13 protein-coding genes are annotated in these 17,042 nt (G+C 61.2%); 9 read left to right on the forward strand and 4 right to left on the reverse strand.

What is annotated here, in order from left to right; translation table 11 throughout:
• Positions 1-40: 40 nt before the first annotated feature.
• From gatB to gatC, 3 genes are read right to left on the reverse strand one after another with little or no spacing between them, the layout of a single operon-like run.
• Positions 41-1,486 carry an Asp-tRNA(Asn)/Glu-tRNA(Gln) amidotransferase subunit GatB gene (gatB, locus tag B1722_RS18045; RefSeq protein WP_041072816.1) on the reverse strand — a complete coding sequence of 482 codons (1,446 nt, stop codon included), beginning with the start codon at positions 1,484-1,486 and terminating at the stop codon, positions 41-43.
• A 10-nt stretch (positions 1,487-1,496) separates the two neighbouring features.
• Positions 1,497-2,948 carry an Asp-tRNA(Asn)/Glu-tRNA(Gln) amidotransferase subunit GatA gene (gene gatA, locus B1722_RS18050; RefSeq protein WP_041072817.1) on the reverse strand — a complete coding sequence of 484 codons (1,452 nt, stop codon included), beginning with the start codon at positions 2,946-2,948 and terminating at the stop codon, positions 1,497-1,499.
• Positions 2,949-2,964: 16 nt separating this feature from the next.
• Positions 2,965-3,252, reverse strand: a complete 288-nt coding sequence (gatC, locus tag B1722_RS18055; protein WP_003221657.1) for an Asp-tRNA(Asn)/Glu-tRNA(Gln) amidotransferase subunit GatC — start codon at positions 3,250-3,252, stop codon at positions 2,965-2,967.
• 211 nt (positions 3,253-3,463) lie between these two features.
• On the opposite strand from gatC, the gene mreB reads away from it, so the two are divergent.
• From mreB to tldD, 8 genes are all read left to right on the forward strand, one after another.
• Positions 3,464-4,501, forward strand: a complete 1,038-nt coding sequence (gene mreB / locus B1722_RS18060; RefSeq protein WP_002555108.1) for a rod shape-determining protein MreB — start codon at positions 3,464-3,466, stop codon at positions 4,499-4,501.
• Between the two features lie 141 nt (positions 4,502-4,642).
• Entirely contained in the window at positions 4,643-5,770 is a 1,128-nt protein-coding gene (mreC, locus tag B1722_RS18065) for a rod shape-determining protein MreC (RefSeq protein WP_084234255.1), read from the forward strand.
• Complete coding sequence (mreD, locus tag B1722_RS18070; protein WP_086793781.1) at positions 5,770-6,261, forward strand: rod shape-determining protein MreD; 492 nt, start codon at positions 5,770-5,772, stop codon at positions 6,259-6,261. Before mreC ends, mreD begins: the two co-directional genes overlap by 1 nt.
• A gap of 44 nt (positions 6,262-6,305) precedes the next feature.
• Positions 6,306-6,902 carry a nucleoside triphosphate pyrophosphatase gene (locus B1722_RS18075; RefSeq protein WP_041072825.1) on the forward strand — a complete coding sequence of 199 codons (597 nt, stop codon included), beginning with the start codon at positions 6,306-6,308 and terminating at the stop codon, positions 6,900-6,902.
• Positions 6,903-6,960: 58 nt separating this feature from the next.
• Positions 6,961-8,418 carry a ribonuclease G gene (rng, locus tag B1722_RS18080; RefSeq protein ID WP_007961585.1) on the forward strand — a complete coding sequence of 486 codons (1,458 nt, stop codon included), beginning with the start codon at positions 6,961-6,963 and terminating at the stop codon, positions 8,416-8,418.
• Between the two features lie 75 nt (positions 8,419-8,493).
• Complete coding sequence (locus tag B1722_RS18085) at positions 8,494-12,297, forward strand: YhdP family protein (protein ID WP_041072826.1); 3,804 nt, start codon at positions 8,494-8,496, stop codon at positions 12,295-12,297.
• A gap of 137 nt (positions 12,298-12,434) precedes the next feature.
• Entirely contained in the window at positions 12,435-13,295 is an 861-nt protein-coding gene (locus tag B1722_RS18090; protein WP_041072828.1) for a carbon-nitrogen hydrolase family protein, read from the forward strand.
• Positions 13,296-13,299: 4 nt separating this feature from the next.
• Complete coding sequence (tldD, locus tag B1722_RS18095) at positions 13,300-14,742, forward strand: metalloprotease TldD (RefSeq protein ID WP_007961588.1); 1,443 nt, start codon at positions 13,300-13,302, stop codon at positions 14,740-14,742.
• 106 nt (positions 14,743-14,848) lie between these two features.
• Here tldD and yjgA read toward each other — a convergent pair whose 3' ends face one another.
• Positions 14,849-15,373, reverse strand: a complete 525-nt coding sequence (yjgA, locus tag B1722_RS18100; protein WP_007961589.1) for a ribosome biogenesis factor YjgA — start codon at positions 15,371-15,373, stop codon at positions 14,849-14,851.
• A 108-nt stretch (positions 15,374-15,481) separates the two neighbouring features.
• On the opposite strand from yjgA, the gene pmbA reads away from it, so the two are divergent.
• A complete protein-coding gene (pmbA, locus tag B1722_RS18105) occupies positions 15,482-16,828 on the forward strand; it encodes a metalloprotease PmbA (protein ID WP_041072830.1) in 1,347 nt (448 codons plus the stop codon).
• Positions 16,829-17,042: the final 214 nt, after the last annotated feature.

Below are 17,042 nucleotides of genomic sequence, written 5' to 3' on the forward strand. Positions count from 1 at the left end.
AGGGGATCAGAGCCAGTAACAAATGCTGGCTCCATTGTGGTCAGCCTTCGAGCTTGCTTTTCAGCAGTTCGTTCACTTGCTGCGGGTTGGCCTTGCCTTTCGAAGCCTTCATGGCCTGACCGACAAAGAAGCCGAACATCTTGCCGCGTTTCGCTTCGTCTGCCGCGCGGTATTGTTCGACCTGCTCGGCGTTGGCCGCGAGCATTTCGTCCAGTACCGCGGAGATCGCGCCGCTGTCGGTCACTTGCTTGAGGCCGCGCTTGTCGATGATCTCGTCCGCCGTGCCTTCGCCGTTGGCCATCGCTTCGAACACCACTTTGGCGATCTTGCCGGAGATGGTGTTGTCCTTGATGCGCTGCAGCATGCCGCCCAACAGCTCGGCGGAGACCGGCGAGTCCTCGATGTCCAGGCCTTGCTTGTTGAGCAGGCTGCCCAACTCGACCATCACCCAGTTCGCCGCCAGTTTGGCGTCGCCACCGATGGCCGCGACTTTTTCGAAGTAGTCCGCTTGCTCACGGCTGGTGGCCAGCACGTTGGCGTCGTAGGCCGACAGACCGAACTGGCTCTGGAAGCGCTCGCGCTTTTGCGGTGGCAGTTCCGGCAGAGTGGCGCGCACCTCGCCGAGGAACGACTCTTCGATGACCACCGGCAGCAGGTCCGGATCGGGGAAGTAACGGTAGTCGTTGGCTTCTTCTTTGGAACGCATCGGACGGGTCTCGTCCTTGTTCGGATCGTACAGACGGGTCTGCTGGATCACTTTGCCGCCGTCTTCGATCAGCTCGATCTGCCGCTGGATCTCGGAGTTGATCGCCTTCTCGATGAAGCGGAACGAGTTGACGTTCTTGATCTCGCAGCGGGTGCCGAACTCGACCTGGCCTTTCGGGCGGACCGAGACGTTGCAGTCGCAACGCAGCGAGCCTTCGGCCATGTTGCCGTCGCAGATGCCCAGGTAACGCACCAGCGCGTGGATCGCTTTGACGTAAGCCACGGCTTCCTTGGCGCTGCGCATGTCCGGCTCGGAAACGATTTCCAGCAGCGGCGTGCCGGCACGGTTCAGGTCGATGCCGGTGGCACCGTTGAATTCTTCGTGCAGGCTCTTGCCAGCGTCTTCTTCCAGGTGCGCGCGGGTGATGCCAACGCGTTTGACCGTGCCGTCTTCCAGGGCGATGTCCAGGTGGCCCTTGCCGACAATCGGCAATTCCATCTGGCTGATCTGGTAGCCCTTCGGCAGGTCCGGGTAGAAGTAGTTTTTACGCGCGAACACGTTGTGCTGACCGATCTCGGCGTCAATCGCCAGACCGAACATCACCGCCATGCGTACCGCTTCCTGGTTCAGCACCGGCAATACGCCGGGCATGCCCAGGTCGATCAGGCTGGCCTGGGTGTTTGGCTCGGAGCCGAACTGGGTGGAACTACCGGAAAAGATTTTCGACCGGGTAGTGAGCTGAGTGTGAATCTCCAGCCCGATCACGACTTCCCATTGCATGTGTGTCTCCTCAGAAGCCGGTTGGGGTGCGGGTGTGCCAGTCAGTGTTGAGCTGATACTGGTGCGCAACGTTGAGCAAACGGCCTTCCTGGAAATACGGCGCGAGCAACTGCACGCCCACCGGCAGACCGTCGACAAAGCCGGCCGGCATCGACAGACCCGGCAGGCCTGCGAGGTTGGCGGTGATTGTGTAGACGTCTTCCAGATAGGCAGCGACCGGATCGCTGTTCTTCGCGCCGAGCTTCCAGGCCGGGTTCGGCGTGGTCGGGCCGAGGATGATATCGACTTCATTGAAGGCCGCCATGAAGTCGTTCTTCACCAGGCGGCGGATCTTCTGCGCTTTCAGGTAGTAGGCGTCGTAGTAACCGGCGGACAGCGCGTAGGCGCCGACCATGATCCGGCGCTGCACTTCAGGCCCGAAGCCTTCGCCACGCGAGCGCTTGTACAGGTCGATCAGGTTTTCCGGGTTCTCGCAGCGATGGCCGAAGCGCACGCCGTCGAAACGCGACAGGTTCGAAGAGGCTTCGGCCGGGGCGATCACGTAGTACGCAGGAATCGCGTGCTGCATGTTCGGCAGGCTGATTTCCTTGATCACGGCGCCGAGCTTCTGCAGCTCTTTGATACTGTTCTGGATCAGTTCGGCGATGCGCGGGTCGAGACCGGCGCTGAAGTATTCCTTCGGCACGCCGATGCGCAGGCCTTGCAGCGAAGTGTTGAGACTCGCGGAGTAATCCGGAACCGGCTCATCGATGCTGGTCGAATCGTTCTGATCGAACCCGGCCATACCTTGCAACAAAATCGCGCAGTCTTCGGCGGTGCGAGCCAGCGGGCCGCCCTGATCGAGACTTGAGGCATAAGCGATCATGCCCCAGCGCGATACGCGACCGTAGGTCGGTTTCAGACCGGTGAGGTTGGTGAACGCGGCGGGCTGACGGATCGAACCACCGGTGTCGGTGGCCGTGGCCGCCGGCAACAGGCGCGCGGCAACCGCGGCGGCCGAACCACCGGACGAACCGCCCGGTACGTGTTCCAGGTTCCACGGGTTTTTCACCGCGCCGTACCAGCTCGACTCGTTGGCCGAACCCATGGCGAACTCGTCCATGTTGGTCTTGCCCAGGGTCACGGCGCCGGCAGCCGCCAGTTTCGCAACCACGGTGGCGTCGTACGGGGCCTTGAAGTTGTCGAGCATCTTCGAGCCGCAACTGGTGCGGATGCCCTGGGTGCAGAACAGGTCCTTGTGGGCGATCGGCGCGCCAAGCAGGGCGCCGCTCTCACCGTTGGCCCGGCGCGCGTCGGCGGCTTTCGCCTGCGCAAGCGCCAGCTCTTCGGTGAGGCTGATGAAGCTGTTGAGCTGCGGATCGAGCTGGGTAATACGCGCCAGCAGGACTTTGGTCAGCTCTTCGGAGGAAAACTTTTTATCGGCGAGACCGCGGGCGATCTCGGCCAGAGTCATTTGATGCATTGCAGGCTCTTTCCCTTTAGTCGATGACTTTCGGAACCAGATACAGGCCGTTTTCGACCGCTGGTGCGATGGACTGGTAAGCCTCGCGGTGATTGGTCTCGGTCACGACGTCGGCGCGCAGGCGCTGACTGGCTTCCAGCGGGTGGGCCAAAGGCTCGATACCGTCGGTATCGACGGCCTGCATTTCGTCGACCAGCCCGAGAATGCTGTTGAGGGCGGAAGTAATGTGCGGAAGATCGGCATCATTCAGGCCAAGGCAGGCCAGATGCGCGATTTTTTCCACGTCGGAGCGTTCTAGCGCCATCGGGATTCTCCAGTGGAAAACAGAACGGACGGCGTCCGTGTGTTAGATTGTCGGAACACTACCGCACTTCTACGGTCATAAGGCCGCGATTGTGGGGCTTGGTGCACAGAAAAGCGGCCAATTTAACATATTGGCGCCTTGCCCAAAATCCCTGTCGTTGTTAGAGTTTGCCGCACTTTTTTACCCACGCGTTGCCTAGGGTCCCTTTCCCATGTTCAAGAAACTGCGTGGCATGTTTTCCAGCGATCTCTCCATTGACCTGGGCACTGCCAACACCCTTATTTACGTGCGCGAGCGCGGTATCGTCCTGAATGAGCCATCGGTTGTGGCCATTCGGACACACGGTAACCAGAAAAGTGTCGTCGCTGTCGGCACCGAAGCCAAGCGCATGCTCGGCCGTACGCCGGGCAACATTGCTGCCATTCGTCCGATGAAGGACGGCGTGATTGCCGACTTCAGCGTCTGCGAAAAGATGCTGCAATACTTTATCAACAAGGTTCACGAAAACAGCTTTCTGCAGCCCAGCCCTCGTGTGCTGATCTGCGTTCCATGCAAATCCACCCAGGTTGAGCGTCGTGCCATCCGTGAATCGGCCCTTGGTGCCGGTGCCCGTGAAGTGTTCCTGATCGAAGAGCCGATGGCTGCTGCGATCGGTGCCGGCCTGCCGGTTGAAGAGGCCCGTGGCTCGATGGTCGTCGATATCGGTGGTGGTACCACTGAAATCGCGCTGATCTCCCTGAACGGTGTGGTCTATGCCGAATCCGTCCGCGTGGGCGGCGACCGCTTCGACGAAGCGATCATCACCTACGTGCGCCGTAACTACGGCAGCCTGATCGGTGAATCGACTGCCGAGCGCATCAAGCAGGAAATCGGTACGGCCTACCCGGGCGGCGAAGTTCGCGAAGTCGACGTTCGCGGTCGCAACCTGGCCGAAGGCGTTCCACGCGCATTCACCCTGAACTCCAACGAGGTGCTGGAAGCTCTGCAAGAGTCTCTGGCAACCATCGTTCAGGCGGTGAAAAGCGCCCTGGAGCAATCGCCGCCGGAACTGGCTTCCGACATCGCCGAGCGTGGTCTGGTGCTGACCGGTGGTGGAGCGCTGCTGCGTGACCTCGACAAGTTGCTGGCCCAGGAAACCGGTCTGCCGGTGATCGTTGCCGAAGACCCGCTGACCTGCGTTGCTCGCGGCGGTGGCCGTGCATTGGAAATGATGGACAAGCACACCATGGACCTGCTCTCCAGCGAATAAGCGCTGGGTTGCAATACGTGGGTGAGCGCACAGGCAGCACTTTGCAGTGCTGCCTGTTGGCGTTTATCTTCTGTCAGTCTTCATCCAGGCCGGTTTGATGCCGTATGAATAAACAGAACATTTGCCTGGGAGGAGCGGCTTATTAAACCGCTTTTCGCCAAGGGCCCTTCGTTGGGCGTGCGCCTGTTGGTGCTGGCCGTGCTGTCGGTCGCGCTGATGGTGGTCGATGCCCGCTTCAGTCTGCTCAAGCCTGCACGCAGCCAGATGTCGCTGGTGCTGATGGACGCCTACTGGATCACCGACCTGCCCGGCCGGTTGTGGGACGGTGTCGCCAGTCAGTTTGGCAGTCGCACCGAGCTTGTCGCCGAAAACGAAAAACTCAAGACCGAGAACCTGCTGTTGCAGGGCCGCATGCAAAAGCTCGCCGCTCTCACCGAGCAGAACGTGCGGCTGCGCGAGCTGCTCAATTCCTCCGCACTGGTCAACGAAAAGGTCGAAGTGGCCGAGTTGATCGGGATGGACCCCAATCCCTTCACCCATCGCATCATCATCAATAAGGGTGAGCGCGATGGCGTGGTGCTCGGTCAGCCGGTGCTCGATGCACGCGGTCTGATGGGCCAGGTGGTCGAGTTGATGCCGTACACCTCCCGTGTGCTGCTGCTGACCGACACCACGCACAGCATTCCTGTCCAGGTGAACCGTAACGGTCTGCGGGCGATTGCCAGCGGTACCGGCAACCCGGAACGTCTGGAACTGCGGCACGTCGCCGATACCGCTGACATCAAGGAAGGCGATCTGCTGGTCAGCTCCGGCCTGGGGCAGCGCTTCCCGGCCGGCTATCCGGTGGCAACGGTCAAGGAAGTCATCCACGACTCCGGTCAGCCTTTCGCGATTGTCCGTGCGGTGCCGACCGCTGCGTTGAACCGCAGCCGTTATCTGCTGCTGGTATTCAGCGACAACCGCACCGCCGAAGAGCGCGCCAACGATGCGGCGCAGGCTCAGGAAAATCTTGATGCGCAGGGCGGTGGACCGGTGATTCCGGCCACGGTGCCGAAAACCGTGACACCGCCTGCAGCGGTGCCTGCGCCGGCCGCGACCGCCACGCCGGCAGTCAGTGCCACGCCGGCCAAACCGGTCGCCAGCAAGCCGCCTGCCAAACCAACTGCAGCCACGCCCGCGAATAGCCGGCCTGCAGCGTCCCAGCCGGCGGTTCGACCAGCGGCCAAACCGCCTGTCACCACGCCGGCCAACACCGGGAGACAAGAATAATGGTCGGGGCTACCGCTTCGCGTAACGGTTGGATGGTCTGGCTGACGTTTCTCGTCGGCCTGCTGCTCAGTGTGTCGCCGATGCCGCAATTCATGGAGATCCTGCGCCCGCTGTGGCTGGCGCTGCTTCTGGCGTTCTGGGCTCTGGCCCTGCCGCAAACGGTCGGCATGGTGACCGCGTTTTGCCTGGGACTGGCCGAAGACGTGCTGTACGGCACGCTGCTTGGGCAGAACGCGTTGATCCTGACGCTGATCACCTTCCTGGTGCTGTCGTTGCAGCAGCGTCTGCGGATGTTCCCGATGTGGCAGCAATGCCTGGTGATCCTGGTGATCTTCGGCCTCGCTCAGCTGGTTCAACTGTGGCTCAGCGCGCTGACCGGCAACCGCCAGCCAACGCTGGCACTGGTGCTGCCGGCATTGACCAGCGCGTTGCTCTGGCCCTGGGTCAGCTTCGCTTTGCGTGGATTGCGCCGGCGCTACAAAATCAACTGATTCGGTCAGGCATGTGCCCGCACCTCGACAAGGGAGATGTCTTGATGAAGCCGCTTTACCTCGCCTCTGGTTCGCCGCGCCGGCGTGAATTGCTCACGCAGATCGGCGTGCCGTTCTCCGCCATCAGCGCGGAAATCGACGAAACCCCGCTTGCCGAAGAATCGCCTTCGGCCTATGTCGAGCGCCTGGCGCGTGGCAAGGCCGAGGCCGGTCGACGCGCGCTCGCCTGCGACGCGGCGTTTTGCGTACTGGGGGCGGACACTGCCGTGGTCCTCGACGGTAAAATTCTTGGCAAACCGGTGGACGAAGTCGACGCATGCGCCATGCTGATGATGTTGTCCGGCAAGGAGCATGAAGTGCTGACCGCCATCGCTGTGCTGGAAGGCCAGCATTGCGAGTCGCGCGTGGTGCGCAGTCTGGTGCGCTTCCGCCCGATCAGCCGCGAAGAGGCTGCGGCCTACTGGGCCAGTGGCGAGCCTCGGGACAAGGCCGGCGGTTATGGCATTCAGGGCCTCGGCGCGGTGTTTGTCGCCGGGCTCAATGGCAGCTATTCGGCGGTGGTCGGGCTGCCGGTTTGCGAAACCGCAGAACTGTTGGGCCATTTCGGCATACCCTGTTGGCAAAACCTGAACGCGCAATGAGCGTCGTATGGATCAAGATGCGGCCATTATCGTGAACATGCCTGAACGAGACCCTGCCATGAGTGAAGAGATTCTGATCAACATCACGCCGATGGAATCGCGCGTGGCGGTGGTCGAAAACGGTGTGCTGCAAGAAGTCCACGTCGAGCGCACGCAAAAACGCGGGATCGTCGGCAACATCTATAAAGGCAAGATCGTCAGGGTGCTGCCGGGCATGCAGGCGGCATTTGTCGATATCGGTCTGGACCGTGCGGCATTCATTCACGCCTCGGAAATTTCCCTGCGCGAAGGCCCGGCGGTGGAAAGCATCAGCGCGCTGGTGCATGAAGGCCAGAGCCTGGTGGTGCAAGTCACCAAGGATCCGATCGGTTCGAAAGGCGCACGTTTGACCACCCAGCTGTCGATCCCGTCGCGCTATCTGGTGTACATGCCGCGCACCGCCCATGTCGGCATTTCCCTGAAGATCGAAGACGAAGCCGAGCGCGAGCGCCTCAAGCAGGTGGTCAGCGATTGCGTGGCCAAGGAAGGAATCAAGGAGGCCGGTGGCTTCATCCTGCGTACCGCCGCCGAAGGCGCCGGGGCCGATGAAATCCTCATGGACATCCGCTACCTGCGGCGCCTGTGGGACCAGATCAATGCGCAGATCCAGACCATCGGCGCACCGAGCGTGATCTACGAAGACCTCGGTCTGGCGCTGCGTACCCTGCGCGATCTGGTCAGCCCGAAGATCGAGAAAATCCGCATCGACTCCCGGGAAACCTTCCAGAAAACCACGCAGTTTGTCGCCGAACTGATGCCGGAAATCGCCGATCGTCTGGAGCACTACCCGGGTGAGCGACCGATTTTCGACCTGTATGGCGTCGAAGACGAAATCCAGAAAGCCCTTGAACGCAAAGTGCCTCTCAAGTCCGGTGGTTATCTGGTGGTCGATCCGGCGGAAGCCATGACCACCATTGACGTCAACACCGGGGCCTTCGTCGGCCATCGCAACCTTGAAGAAACCATCTTCAAGACCAACCTTGAAGCCGCGACCGCGATTGCCCGGCAGATGCGCCTGCGCAATCTGGGCGGGATCATCATCATCGACTTCATCGACATGGAAGATGAAGAGCACCAGCGTCAAGTGCTGCGTACCCTGGAAAAACAGCTGGAGCGCGATCACGCCAAGACCAACATCATCGGCATCACCGAGTTGGGCCTGGTGCAGATGACCCGCAAACGTACCCGCGAAAGTCTTGAGCAAGTGCTGTGCGAGCCGTGCAGCAGCTGTCAGGGGCGCGGCAAGCTGAAGACTCCGGAAACCATCTGTTACGAGATCTTCCGCGAAATTCTGCGCGAGGCCCGCGCCTATCAGGCCGAGGGGTACCGGGTGTTGGCGAACCAGAAAGTGGTGGATCGCCTGCTCGATGAAGAATCCGGTAACGTCGCCGAGCTTGAAGGTTTCATCGGTCGCACCATACGCTTTCAGGTCGAAACCATGTATTCCCAGGAACAATATGATGTGGTGCTGCTCTGATCCCCTGCAGCACATTTAATCCACAACGGCTGGCCTCAGCTTTTCGCAGTTTTTTCGCCATGGGAGCCAACTGACATGGAGCGTCTGACACGCATTTTGGCCGCACTTACCCGCTGGGGACTGGGCCTGTGCGCGTTGGTTCTGGTGCTGTTGGCGTTGTACGTCAGCCTCGGTCGGGAATTGACGCCGCTGGTGGCGGAATACCGCACCGACATCGAAAACAAGGCCAGTGCCGCGCTCGGCATGCCGCTGCAGATCGGCGAACTGGAAGGTGACTGGAGCGGATTTGCACCGATCCTGCTGGCCCATGACGTGATGGTCGGTGACGGCGCGAATGCCTTGCGTCTGGACCGGGTACGTGTGGTGCCGGATCTCTGGGGCAGCCTGCTGGCGCGCGAAGTACGTATCGCCCATCTGGAATTGAACGGTCTGAAAATCAGCGTCAAGGAAGCGCAGGACGGCACATGGTCGCTGGAAGGCCTGCCGGTGCAGAACGACCAGCCGCTTGATCCCGAACAACTGTTCAAGCGCTCGCAGATCGTTCAGCAATTGTCGGTGCTCGACAGTCAGGTGACCGTGCAGCCGCTGGACCATGCGCCGATGACCTTCACCTACGTCGGCCTCAATCTGAAAACCGGCAGCAGCCGGCAGCGCCTCGATGCTCGTCTGACTTTGCCCGACGGGCAGCCGATGGCGATGAGCCTGCGAACACGGATTCGCCCCTCCCGACTGCCGGACAGCTCGGTGGAAGGCTATGTCAGCCTGCCGCAAAGCGACTGGTCGAAGTGGTTGCCCGAGCGTTTGACCCAGCAATGGAATTTTTCCGAGATCAAGGCGGGCGGCGAGTTGTGGGTGAACTGGAACGACGGCGCCCTGCAAAGCGCCGCTGTCCGTTTGAACGCACCGCAGGTGACCGGCGCTTATGCCGAGCGCAAGCCGATCAAGATCAGCAATCTGGCGCTCAATGGCTATTACCAGCGCGACGATGACGGCGCCACCGTTACGCTTGATTCGCTGGCGATGAGTTTTGGCGAAACCCGCTGGGAAACTCACGTGCAGCTCAAGCAGACGGCAGCCACTGATGCAGTCGACGAGCTGTGGCATCTGCAGGCTGACCGCCTCGATTTGCAGCCGGTCACCCCGTTGCTGAATGCACTGGGGCCGCTGCCTGAAGGCTTCGCCACGGTTGTCGACCACCTGAAAGTGACCGGCGGGTTGCGCAACGTGTTGCTGGATTTTCGCCCCAACGCTACCGATGGCTCGAAATTCGGCTTCGCGGCCAATCTGGATAAAGTCGGGTTCGACGCCTATCACGGCGCCCCGGCGGCGCGAAACGTCAGTGGCAGCCTCAGCGGCAACCTCGACGGCGGCGAGCTGCGCCTGGACAGCAAGGATTTCGTCCTGCACCTCGACCCGATCTTCGCCAAGCCATGGCAATACATTCAGGCCAATGCCCGGCTGACCTGGAAGCTCGACAAAGAAGGTTTCACCCTGATCGCGCCTTACCTGAAAGTGCTGGGCGAGGAGGGCAAAATTGCTGGCGATTTCCTGATCCGCCTGCACTTCGACCATAGCCAGGAAGACTACATGGACCTGCGCGTCGGGCTGGTCGATGGCGACGGTCGCTACACCGCCAAATACCTGCCCGAAGTCTTGAGTCCGGCCCTCGACGAGTGGCTGCGCACGGCGATCCTCAAAGGCGCGGTGGACCAGGGTTTTTTCCAGTATCAGGGTTCGCTGAGCAAAAATGCCAAGGATGTCGATCGCAGCATCAGCCTGTTCTTCAAGGTGCATGACGCCGAGCTGGCGTTCCAGCCGGGCTGGCCGCACGTGAGCAAGGTCAGTGGCGACGTGTTCATCGAGGACAGCGGCGTGCGCATCGTGGCCGACAAGGGGCAGTTGCTCGACACCCAGGTCAGCGACGTTTTCGTCAATATTCCCCATGTCCCGGCGGGGCAGCATACGCATCTGTTCCTCGACGGCGGGTTTGCCGGTGGGTTGGGTGATGGCCTGAAAATTCTCCAGACTGCACCGATCGGCACTGGCGAAACGTTTGCCGGCTGGGAAGGCGAGGGCGATCTGCAGGGCAAGGTCAAACTCGATATCCCGCTGGAAAAGGGCGATTTGCCGAAGATCCTCGTCGACTTCAAGACTGCCAATGCGCGCTTGAAACTGGCGGAGCCGAAACTTGAGCTGAGCCAGCTCAAAGGCGATTTCCGTTTCGACAGCGCCAAAGGATTGAGTGGGCAGAACATCGCCGCCAAGGCTTTTGACAAGCCGGTGACCGCGCAGATTTTCGCGGATGGCAGCCCGGGCAAGCTCAAGACGCGGGTCTCGGCTTCCGGGCAGGTCGAGGTCAAGAAACTCACTGACTGGCTGGGCGTGACTCAACCGTTGCCGGTGTCTGGGACCCTTCCCTATCAGTTGCAGGTCAACCTCGACGGCACTGACAGTCAACTGACGGTCAGTTCCAGCATGAAAGGCGTCGCGGTGGATCTGCCGGCGCCGTTCGGCATGTCGGCCCAGCAAGGGCGTGACACGGTGTTCCGCATGAGCTTGCAAGGTCCGGAGCGGCGTTTTTGGGTCAGTTACGATCAACTGGCCAGCTTCACCTTCGCCGCACCGCCGAGCAATTTCGCCGATGGTCGTGGCGAGCTGTTTCTCGGTACTGGCGACGCAGTCCTGCCGGACGCCAAAGGCCTGCGCATACGCGGTGTGCTGTCGGAGCTGGACGTCGCGCCGTGGCAGGACCTGGTCAATAAATACGCCGGTAACGACCCGGGTGGCAGCGCCAAGCAATTACTCAACAGTGCCGACTTCAAGGTGGGCAAGCTCACCGCATTCGGCACCACTCTCGATCAGGCGGCAGTTCAGGTCAATCGCAAACCGTGGGCGTGGAATCTGGCGCTCGACAGCCAGCAGGCCAAAGGCTCGGCCAGTCTTCCCGATGCCAAGGGCGCACCGATCGCGGTCAATCTGCAATACGTGCGGCTGCCGGCACCGGATCCGACGGTGCAGGCCGACGAGAACTCGCCTGATCCGCTGGTTTCCGTCGACCCGACGAAGATCCCCGCGCTGGACATCACCATCAATCAATTGTTTCTCGGCGCGGATCTGGTAGGCGGCTGGTCGCTCAAGGTACGGCCAACGGCCAAAGGCATCGCCCTGAACAATATGGACATGGGCCTCAAGGGCATCCTGTTGCAAGGCAATGGCGGCTGGGAAGGTACCCCGGGTTCGACCAACAGCTGGTTCAAGGGCCGGATAAGCGGCAAGAACCTTGCCGATGTGCTTAAGGGCTGGGGCTTCGCGCCGAGCGTGACCAGTGAAGAATTCCACATGGACGTCGATGGCCGCTGGCCGGGATCGCCGGCGTGGCTGGCGACCAAGCGTTTCTCCGGCACGCTGGATGCCTCGCTGAATAAAGGTCAGTTCGTTGAAGTGGAGGGCGGCGCGCAGGCGTTGCGGGTGTTCGGTCTGCTCAACTTCAATTCCATTGGGCGCCGTCTGCGTCTGGACTTCTCCGACTTGTTTGGCAAAGGCTTGAGCTACGACCGGGTCAAGGGCTTGTTGGTGGCCAATAGCGGCGTGTATGTCACCCGCGAGCCGATTCGGCTGACCGGTCCTTCAAGCAATCTTGAGCTGGACGGTACGCTGGATCTGGTTGGCGATCAGGTCGATGCAAAATTGCTGGTGACCTTGCCGGTGACCAACAATCTGCCGATCGCCGCGCTGATTGTCGGCGCGCCAGCGGTCGGCGGGGCATTGTTCCTTATCGACAAGCTGATCGGTGACCGCGTGGCACGCTTCGCCAGCGTCAAATACACCGTCAAGGGCCCGTGGAAAGAGCCGAAAATCACCTTCGACAAGCCTTTTTGAGTAGCATGAGGCTTTTCCCCGTGTAGGAGCTGCCGCAGGCTGTGATCTTTTGATCTGGTTTTTAAAAGCACAATCAAAAGATCGCAGCCTGCGGCAGCTCCTACAGTGATAAGTGGACTCCCTGTCAGGAAGCGGCCATGTCTTTAGCGGTGATTCAAATGGTCAGCCAGAGCGATGTGCTGGCCAATCTGGCGCAGGCCCGACGCCTGCTCGAGCAGGCGGCAATCGGTGGCGCGAAGCTGGCAGTGCTGCCGGAAAACTTCGCTGCCATGGGCCGTCGCGACATTGCCGACATCGGTAAGGCCGAAGCGCTCGGTGAAGGCCCGATCCTGCCATGGTTGAAACAGACCGCCCGCGACCTCAAGTTATGGATAGTGGCCGGCACCTTGCCGTTGCCGCCGCTTGGGCAACCGGACGCCAAGTCGCATGCCTGTTCGCTACTGGTCAACGATCAGGGTGAAACCGTCGCACGGTATAACAAGTTGCACCTGTTCGATGTCGATGTGGCGGACAATCGCGGGCGGTATCGCGAATCCGATGACTATGCTTATGGCAGTGGCGTGGTGGTGGCGGACACACCGGTTGGCCGAGTCGGCCTGACCGTGTGCTACGACCTGCGCTTTCCGGAGTTGTACAGCGAATTGCGCGCCGCTGGTGCCGAGTTGATCACCGCCCCGTCTGCCTTCACCGCTGTGACCGGTGCGGCGCACTGGGAGGTGCTGATTCGCGCCCGGGCCATCGAGACCCAGTGTTATGTGTTGGCGGCAGCGCAGGGCGGGACCCATCCGGGACCGCGTGAAACCTTCGGTCATGCAGCGATTGTCGATCCGTGGGGCCGGGTGCTGGCGCACCAGGATCAAGGCGAGGCGGTATTGTTGGCCGCACGCGACAGTGATGAACAAGCGTCTATCAGGGCGCGAATGCCGGTGACCCGTCATCGGCGGTTTTTCTCGCAGGGCGCCCAGCGGCCTGCTTCAGAACATGAATTTAAGGCGTAAACCTATGAGCGAGTTGTTGTCCTCAGTCAGCGATCACCTGTTGGCGCCCGGCGGCGTGACCATCGAGAGCCTGCAAGGTGTGCTCGGCGATCTGGCCGGCCCGGGCATCGATGCTGCCGATCTGTATTTCCAGGGCCAGATCTCTGAGTCGTGGTCGCTGGAAGACGGTATCGTCAAGGAAGGCAGCTTCAACCTCGACCAAGGTGTTGGCGTGCGTGCGCAGTCCGGCGAGAAAACCGGTTTTGCCTACAGCAACGCGATCACCCTCGAAGCCCTGGGCGCTGCGGCCCGTGCCGCCCGCTCGATCTCCCGCGCCGGGCAGAACGGCACGGTGCAGGCGTTCAGCACTCAGGATGTCGCGCAGTTGTATGCGCCGGACAATCCGCTGGAAGTGCTGAGCCGCGCCGAGAAAGTCGAGCTGCTCAAGCGCATCGACGTCGCTACCCGCGCTCTTGATCCACGGATTCAACAGGTCAGCGTGAGTATGGCCGGGGTCTGGGAAAGGATTCTGGTGGCGTCTACCGACGGTGGCCTGGCTGCTGACGTGCGTCCGCTGGTGCGTTTCAACGTCAGCGTGATCGTCGAGCAGAATGGTCGTCGCGAGCGCGGCGGGCATGGCGGTGGCGGGCGTACCGATTACCGCTATTTCCTCGCCGAAGACCGCGCCATGGGCTATGCCCGTGAGGCGCTGCGTCAGGCGCTGGTGAACCTGGAAGCGATTCCGGCACCGGCCGGCACTTTGCCTGTCGTCCTCGGATCGGGTTGGTCCGGCGTGCTCCTGCACGAAGCGGTCGGCCACGGTCTGGAGGGGGATTTCAACCGCAAGGGCAGTTCGGCCTACAGCGGGCGAATGGGCGAAATGGTCGCCTCCAAACTGTGCACCATCGTCGATGACGGCACGTTGAGCGGCCGTCGCGGCTCGCTGAGCGTCGACGACGAAGGCACTCCGACCGAGTGCACCACGCTGATCGAGAACGGTGTGCTCAAGGGTTACATGCAGGACAAGCTCAACGCGCGCCTGATGGGTGTAGCCCGTACCGGCAACGGTCGTCGTGAGTCATACGCGCATCTGCCGATGCCGCGCATGACCAACACCTACATGCTCGGTGGCGAAAGCGATCCGGCGGAAATCATCGCATCGGTGAAGAAAGGCATCTACTGCGCCAACCTCGGCGGCGGTCAGGTCGACATTACCAGCGGCAAGTTCGTGTTCTCCACCAGCGAGGCGTACCTGATCGAGGACGGCAAGATCACCGCACCGGTCAAGGGCGCGACGTTGATCGGCAATGGTCCCGAGGCGATGAGCCGGGTGTCGATGGTCGGTAACGATCTGGCACTGGACAGCGGTGTGGGCACGTGCGGCAAGGACGGGCAGTCGGTACCGGTGGGTGTCGGTCAGCCGACGCTGAAGATCGATGCGATTACCGTGGGTGGCACGGGCGCATAAACAAAAAAAGCTGTAGGAGCTGCCGCAGGCTGCGATCTTTTGGTCTTGCTTTTAACAATCAAAGTCAAAAGATCGCAGCCTTCGGCAGCTCCTACAGGGGCGAGTATCAACGCAGGCCGCGTTGCGTATCGTCCAGCTCACGGATGTACTTGAAGATCTTGCGGCTGGAAGCAGGAGGTTTGTTGTGTGCAACCTCGTGTTGAGCCTGACGGATCAGCGACCGCAGTTGCTGGCGATCGGCGTCCGGGTATTCGACGACGAATTTCTCCAGCACGGCATCGTCACCGGCGATCAGCCGGTCACGCCAGCGTTCGAGGTTGTGGAAACGCTCGTTGTACTGACGGGTGGAGGCATCGAGTTGATCGAGCAGGACCAGAATCGCGTCAGTATCCTGATCGCGCATCAGTTTGCCGATGAACTGCAGGTGCCGTTTACGCGCGATGTTCGCGGTGTGCTTCGGCGCATCGGCCAGGGCCCGGCGCAGAGCGTCGGTCAATGGCAGTTTTGCCTGCAAGTCGGGCTTGAGTGTTGTAAGGCGCTCGCCAAGGTCAACCAGAGCATGCAGCTCGCGTTTGACCTGAGATTTGCTTTTTTCTCCCGTATCGAGGGAGTCGTCGTAAGAATCAACCATGGTGGCAGTCCGCAAAGAAACGCCGCCATGATAACCAGTCGGGGGCCGCTTGTCCGGCCCGGTCGCTCGATGACCCCAGCCGAAAGCAGAATTTGAGTGGAGATGAGCATGAGTGCAGTTCAAAGCGTCGGCCCGCAAGCATTGCCGGCACTGCAGGAACAGGTCGAGCAGATCATCGCCGAAGCCAAGCGTCAGGGCGCCAGTGCCTGTGAAGTCGCGGTGTCGCTGGAGCAGGGTTTGTCGACCTCGGTGCGTCAGCGTGAGGTCGAGACGGTCGAGTTCAATCGCGACCAGGGCTTTGGCATCACCCTGTACGTCGGCCAGCGCAAAGGCTCGGCCAGCACCTCCGCCACCGGGCCGGATGCGATTCGTGAAACCGTTGCTGCCGCACTGGCGATCGCCAAACACACCTCTGAAGACGAAGCCTCGGGCCTCGCCGATGCCGCGTTGATGGCCAGGGATGTGCAGGATTTCGACCTGTTCCACGAATGGGACATCACCCCGGAGCAGGCGATCGAGAAGGCGTTGCTCTGTGAAGCCGCCGCGTTCGACGCTGATGTGCGAATCAAGAACGCCGACGGCACCACCCTCAGCACCCATCAGGGCTGCCGCGTGTATGGCAACAGCCACGGTTTCATCGGCGGTTACGCGTCGACCCGGCACAGCCTGAGCTGCGTGATGATCGCCGAAGCCGATGGCCAGATGCAGCGCGATTACTGGTATGACGTCAATCGTCAGGGCAGCCTGCTGGCGGATCCGGTGAGCATCGGCCAGCGTGCCGCGCAACGCGCCGCGAGTCGTCTGGGCGCGCGTCCGGTGCCGACCTGCGAAGTGCCGGTGCTGTTTTCTGCCGAGCTGGCGGGCGGGTTGTTCGGCAGCTTTCTGTCAGCGGTCTCCGGCGGCAGTCTGTATCGCAAATCGTCGTTCCTCGAAGGCACGCTGGGGCAGAAGCTGTTTCCGGAATGGCTCACCATCGATGAGCGTCCACATCTGATGCGCGCCATGGGCAGTGCGTCTTACGACGGTGATGGCTTGGCCACCTACGCCAAACCGTTCGTCGAAAAGGGCGAATTGGTGTCGTACATTCTCGGCACGTACTCCGGGCGCAAACTCGGCATGCCAAGCACCGCCAACGCGGGGGGCGTGCATAACCTGTTCGTGACGCATGGTGATGAAGATCAGGCGGCACTATTGAAACGCATGGGTCGCGGCTTGTTGGTTACCGAATTGATGGGTCATGGTTTGAACATGGTCACCGGCGATTATTCGCGCGGAGCGGCGGGGTTCTGGGTCGAGAATGGCGAAATCCAGTTCGCGGTGCAGGAAGTGACCATCGCCGGCAACATGCGCGACATGTTCAAGCAGATCGTCGCCGTCGGTAATGATCTGGAACTGCGTAGCAACATTCGCACAGGCTCGGTATTGATCGAGCGGATGACTGTGGCGGGCAGCTAAGCCCCAGCGGTCAGACAAGAAAGGCGCGCCACCTCATCGGGTGGCGCGCCTTTTTTCTTGGCTCCACACAAAACCTTGTGGGAGCGAGCCTGCTCGCGAAAGCGATAGCAGCCGACCGCAGCGGCGAATGACACGACGCCTTCGCGAGCAGGCTCGCTTCCACAATGGAGTTTGTGTAACCAGGTGCTCTTGTTTTGGTTCTCATTATCATCTA

Origin of the sequence: Pseudomonas sp. SCPG-7 (assembly GCF_002156405.1) — a bacterium.
Taxonomy (GTDB): Bacteria; Pseudomonadota; Gammaproteobacteria; order Pseudomonadales; family Pseudomonadaceae; genus Aquipseudomonas; species Aquipseudomonas parakoreensis.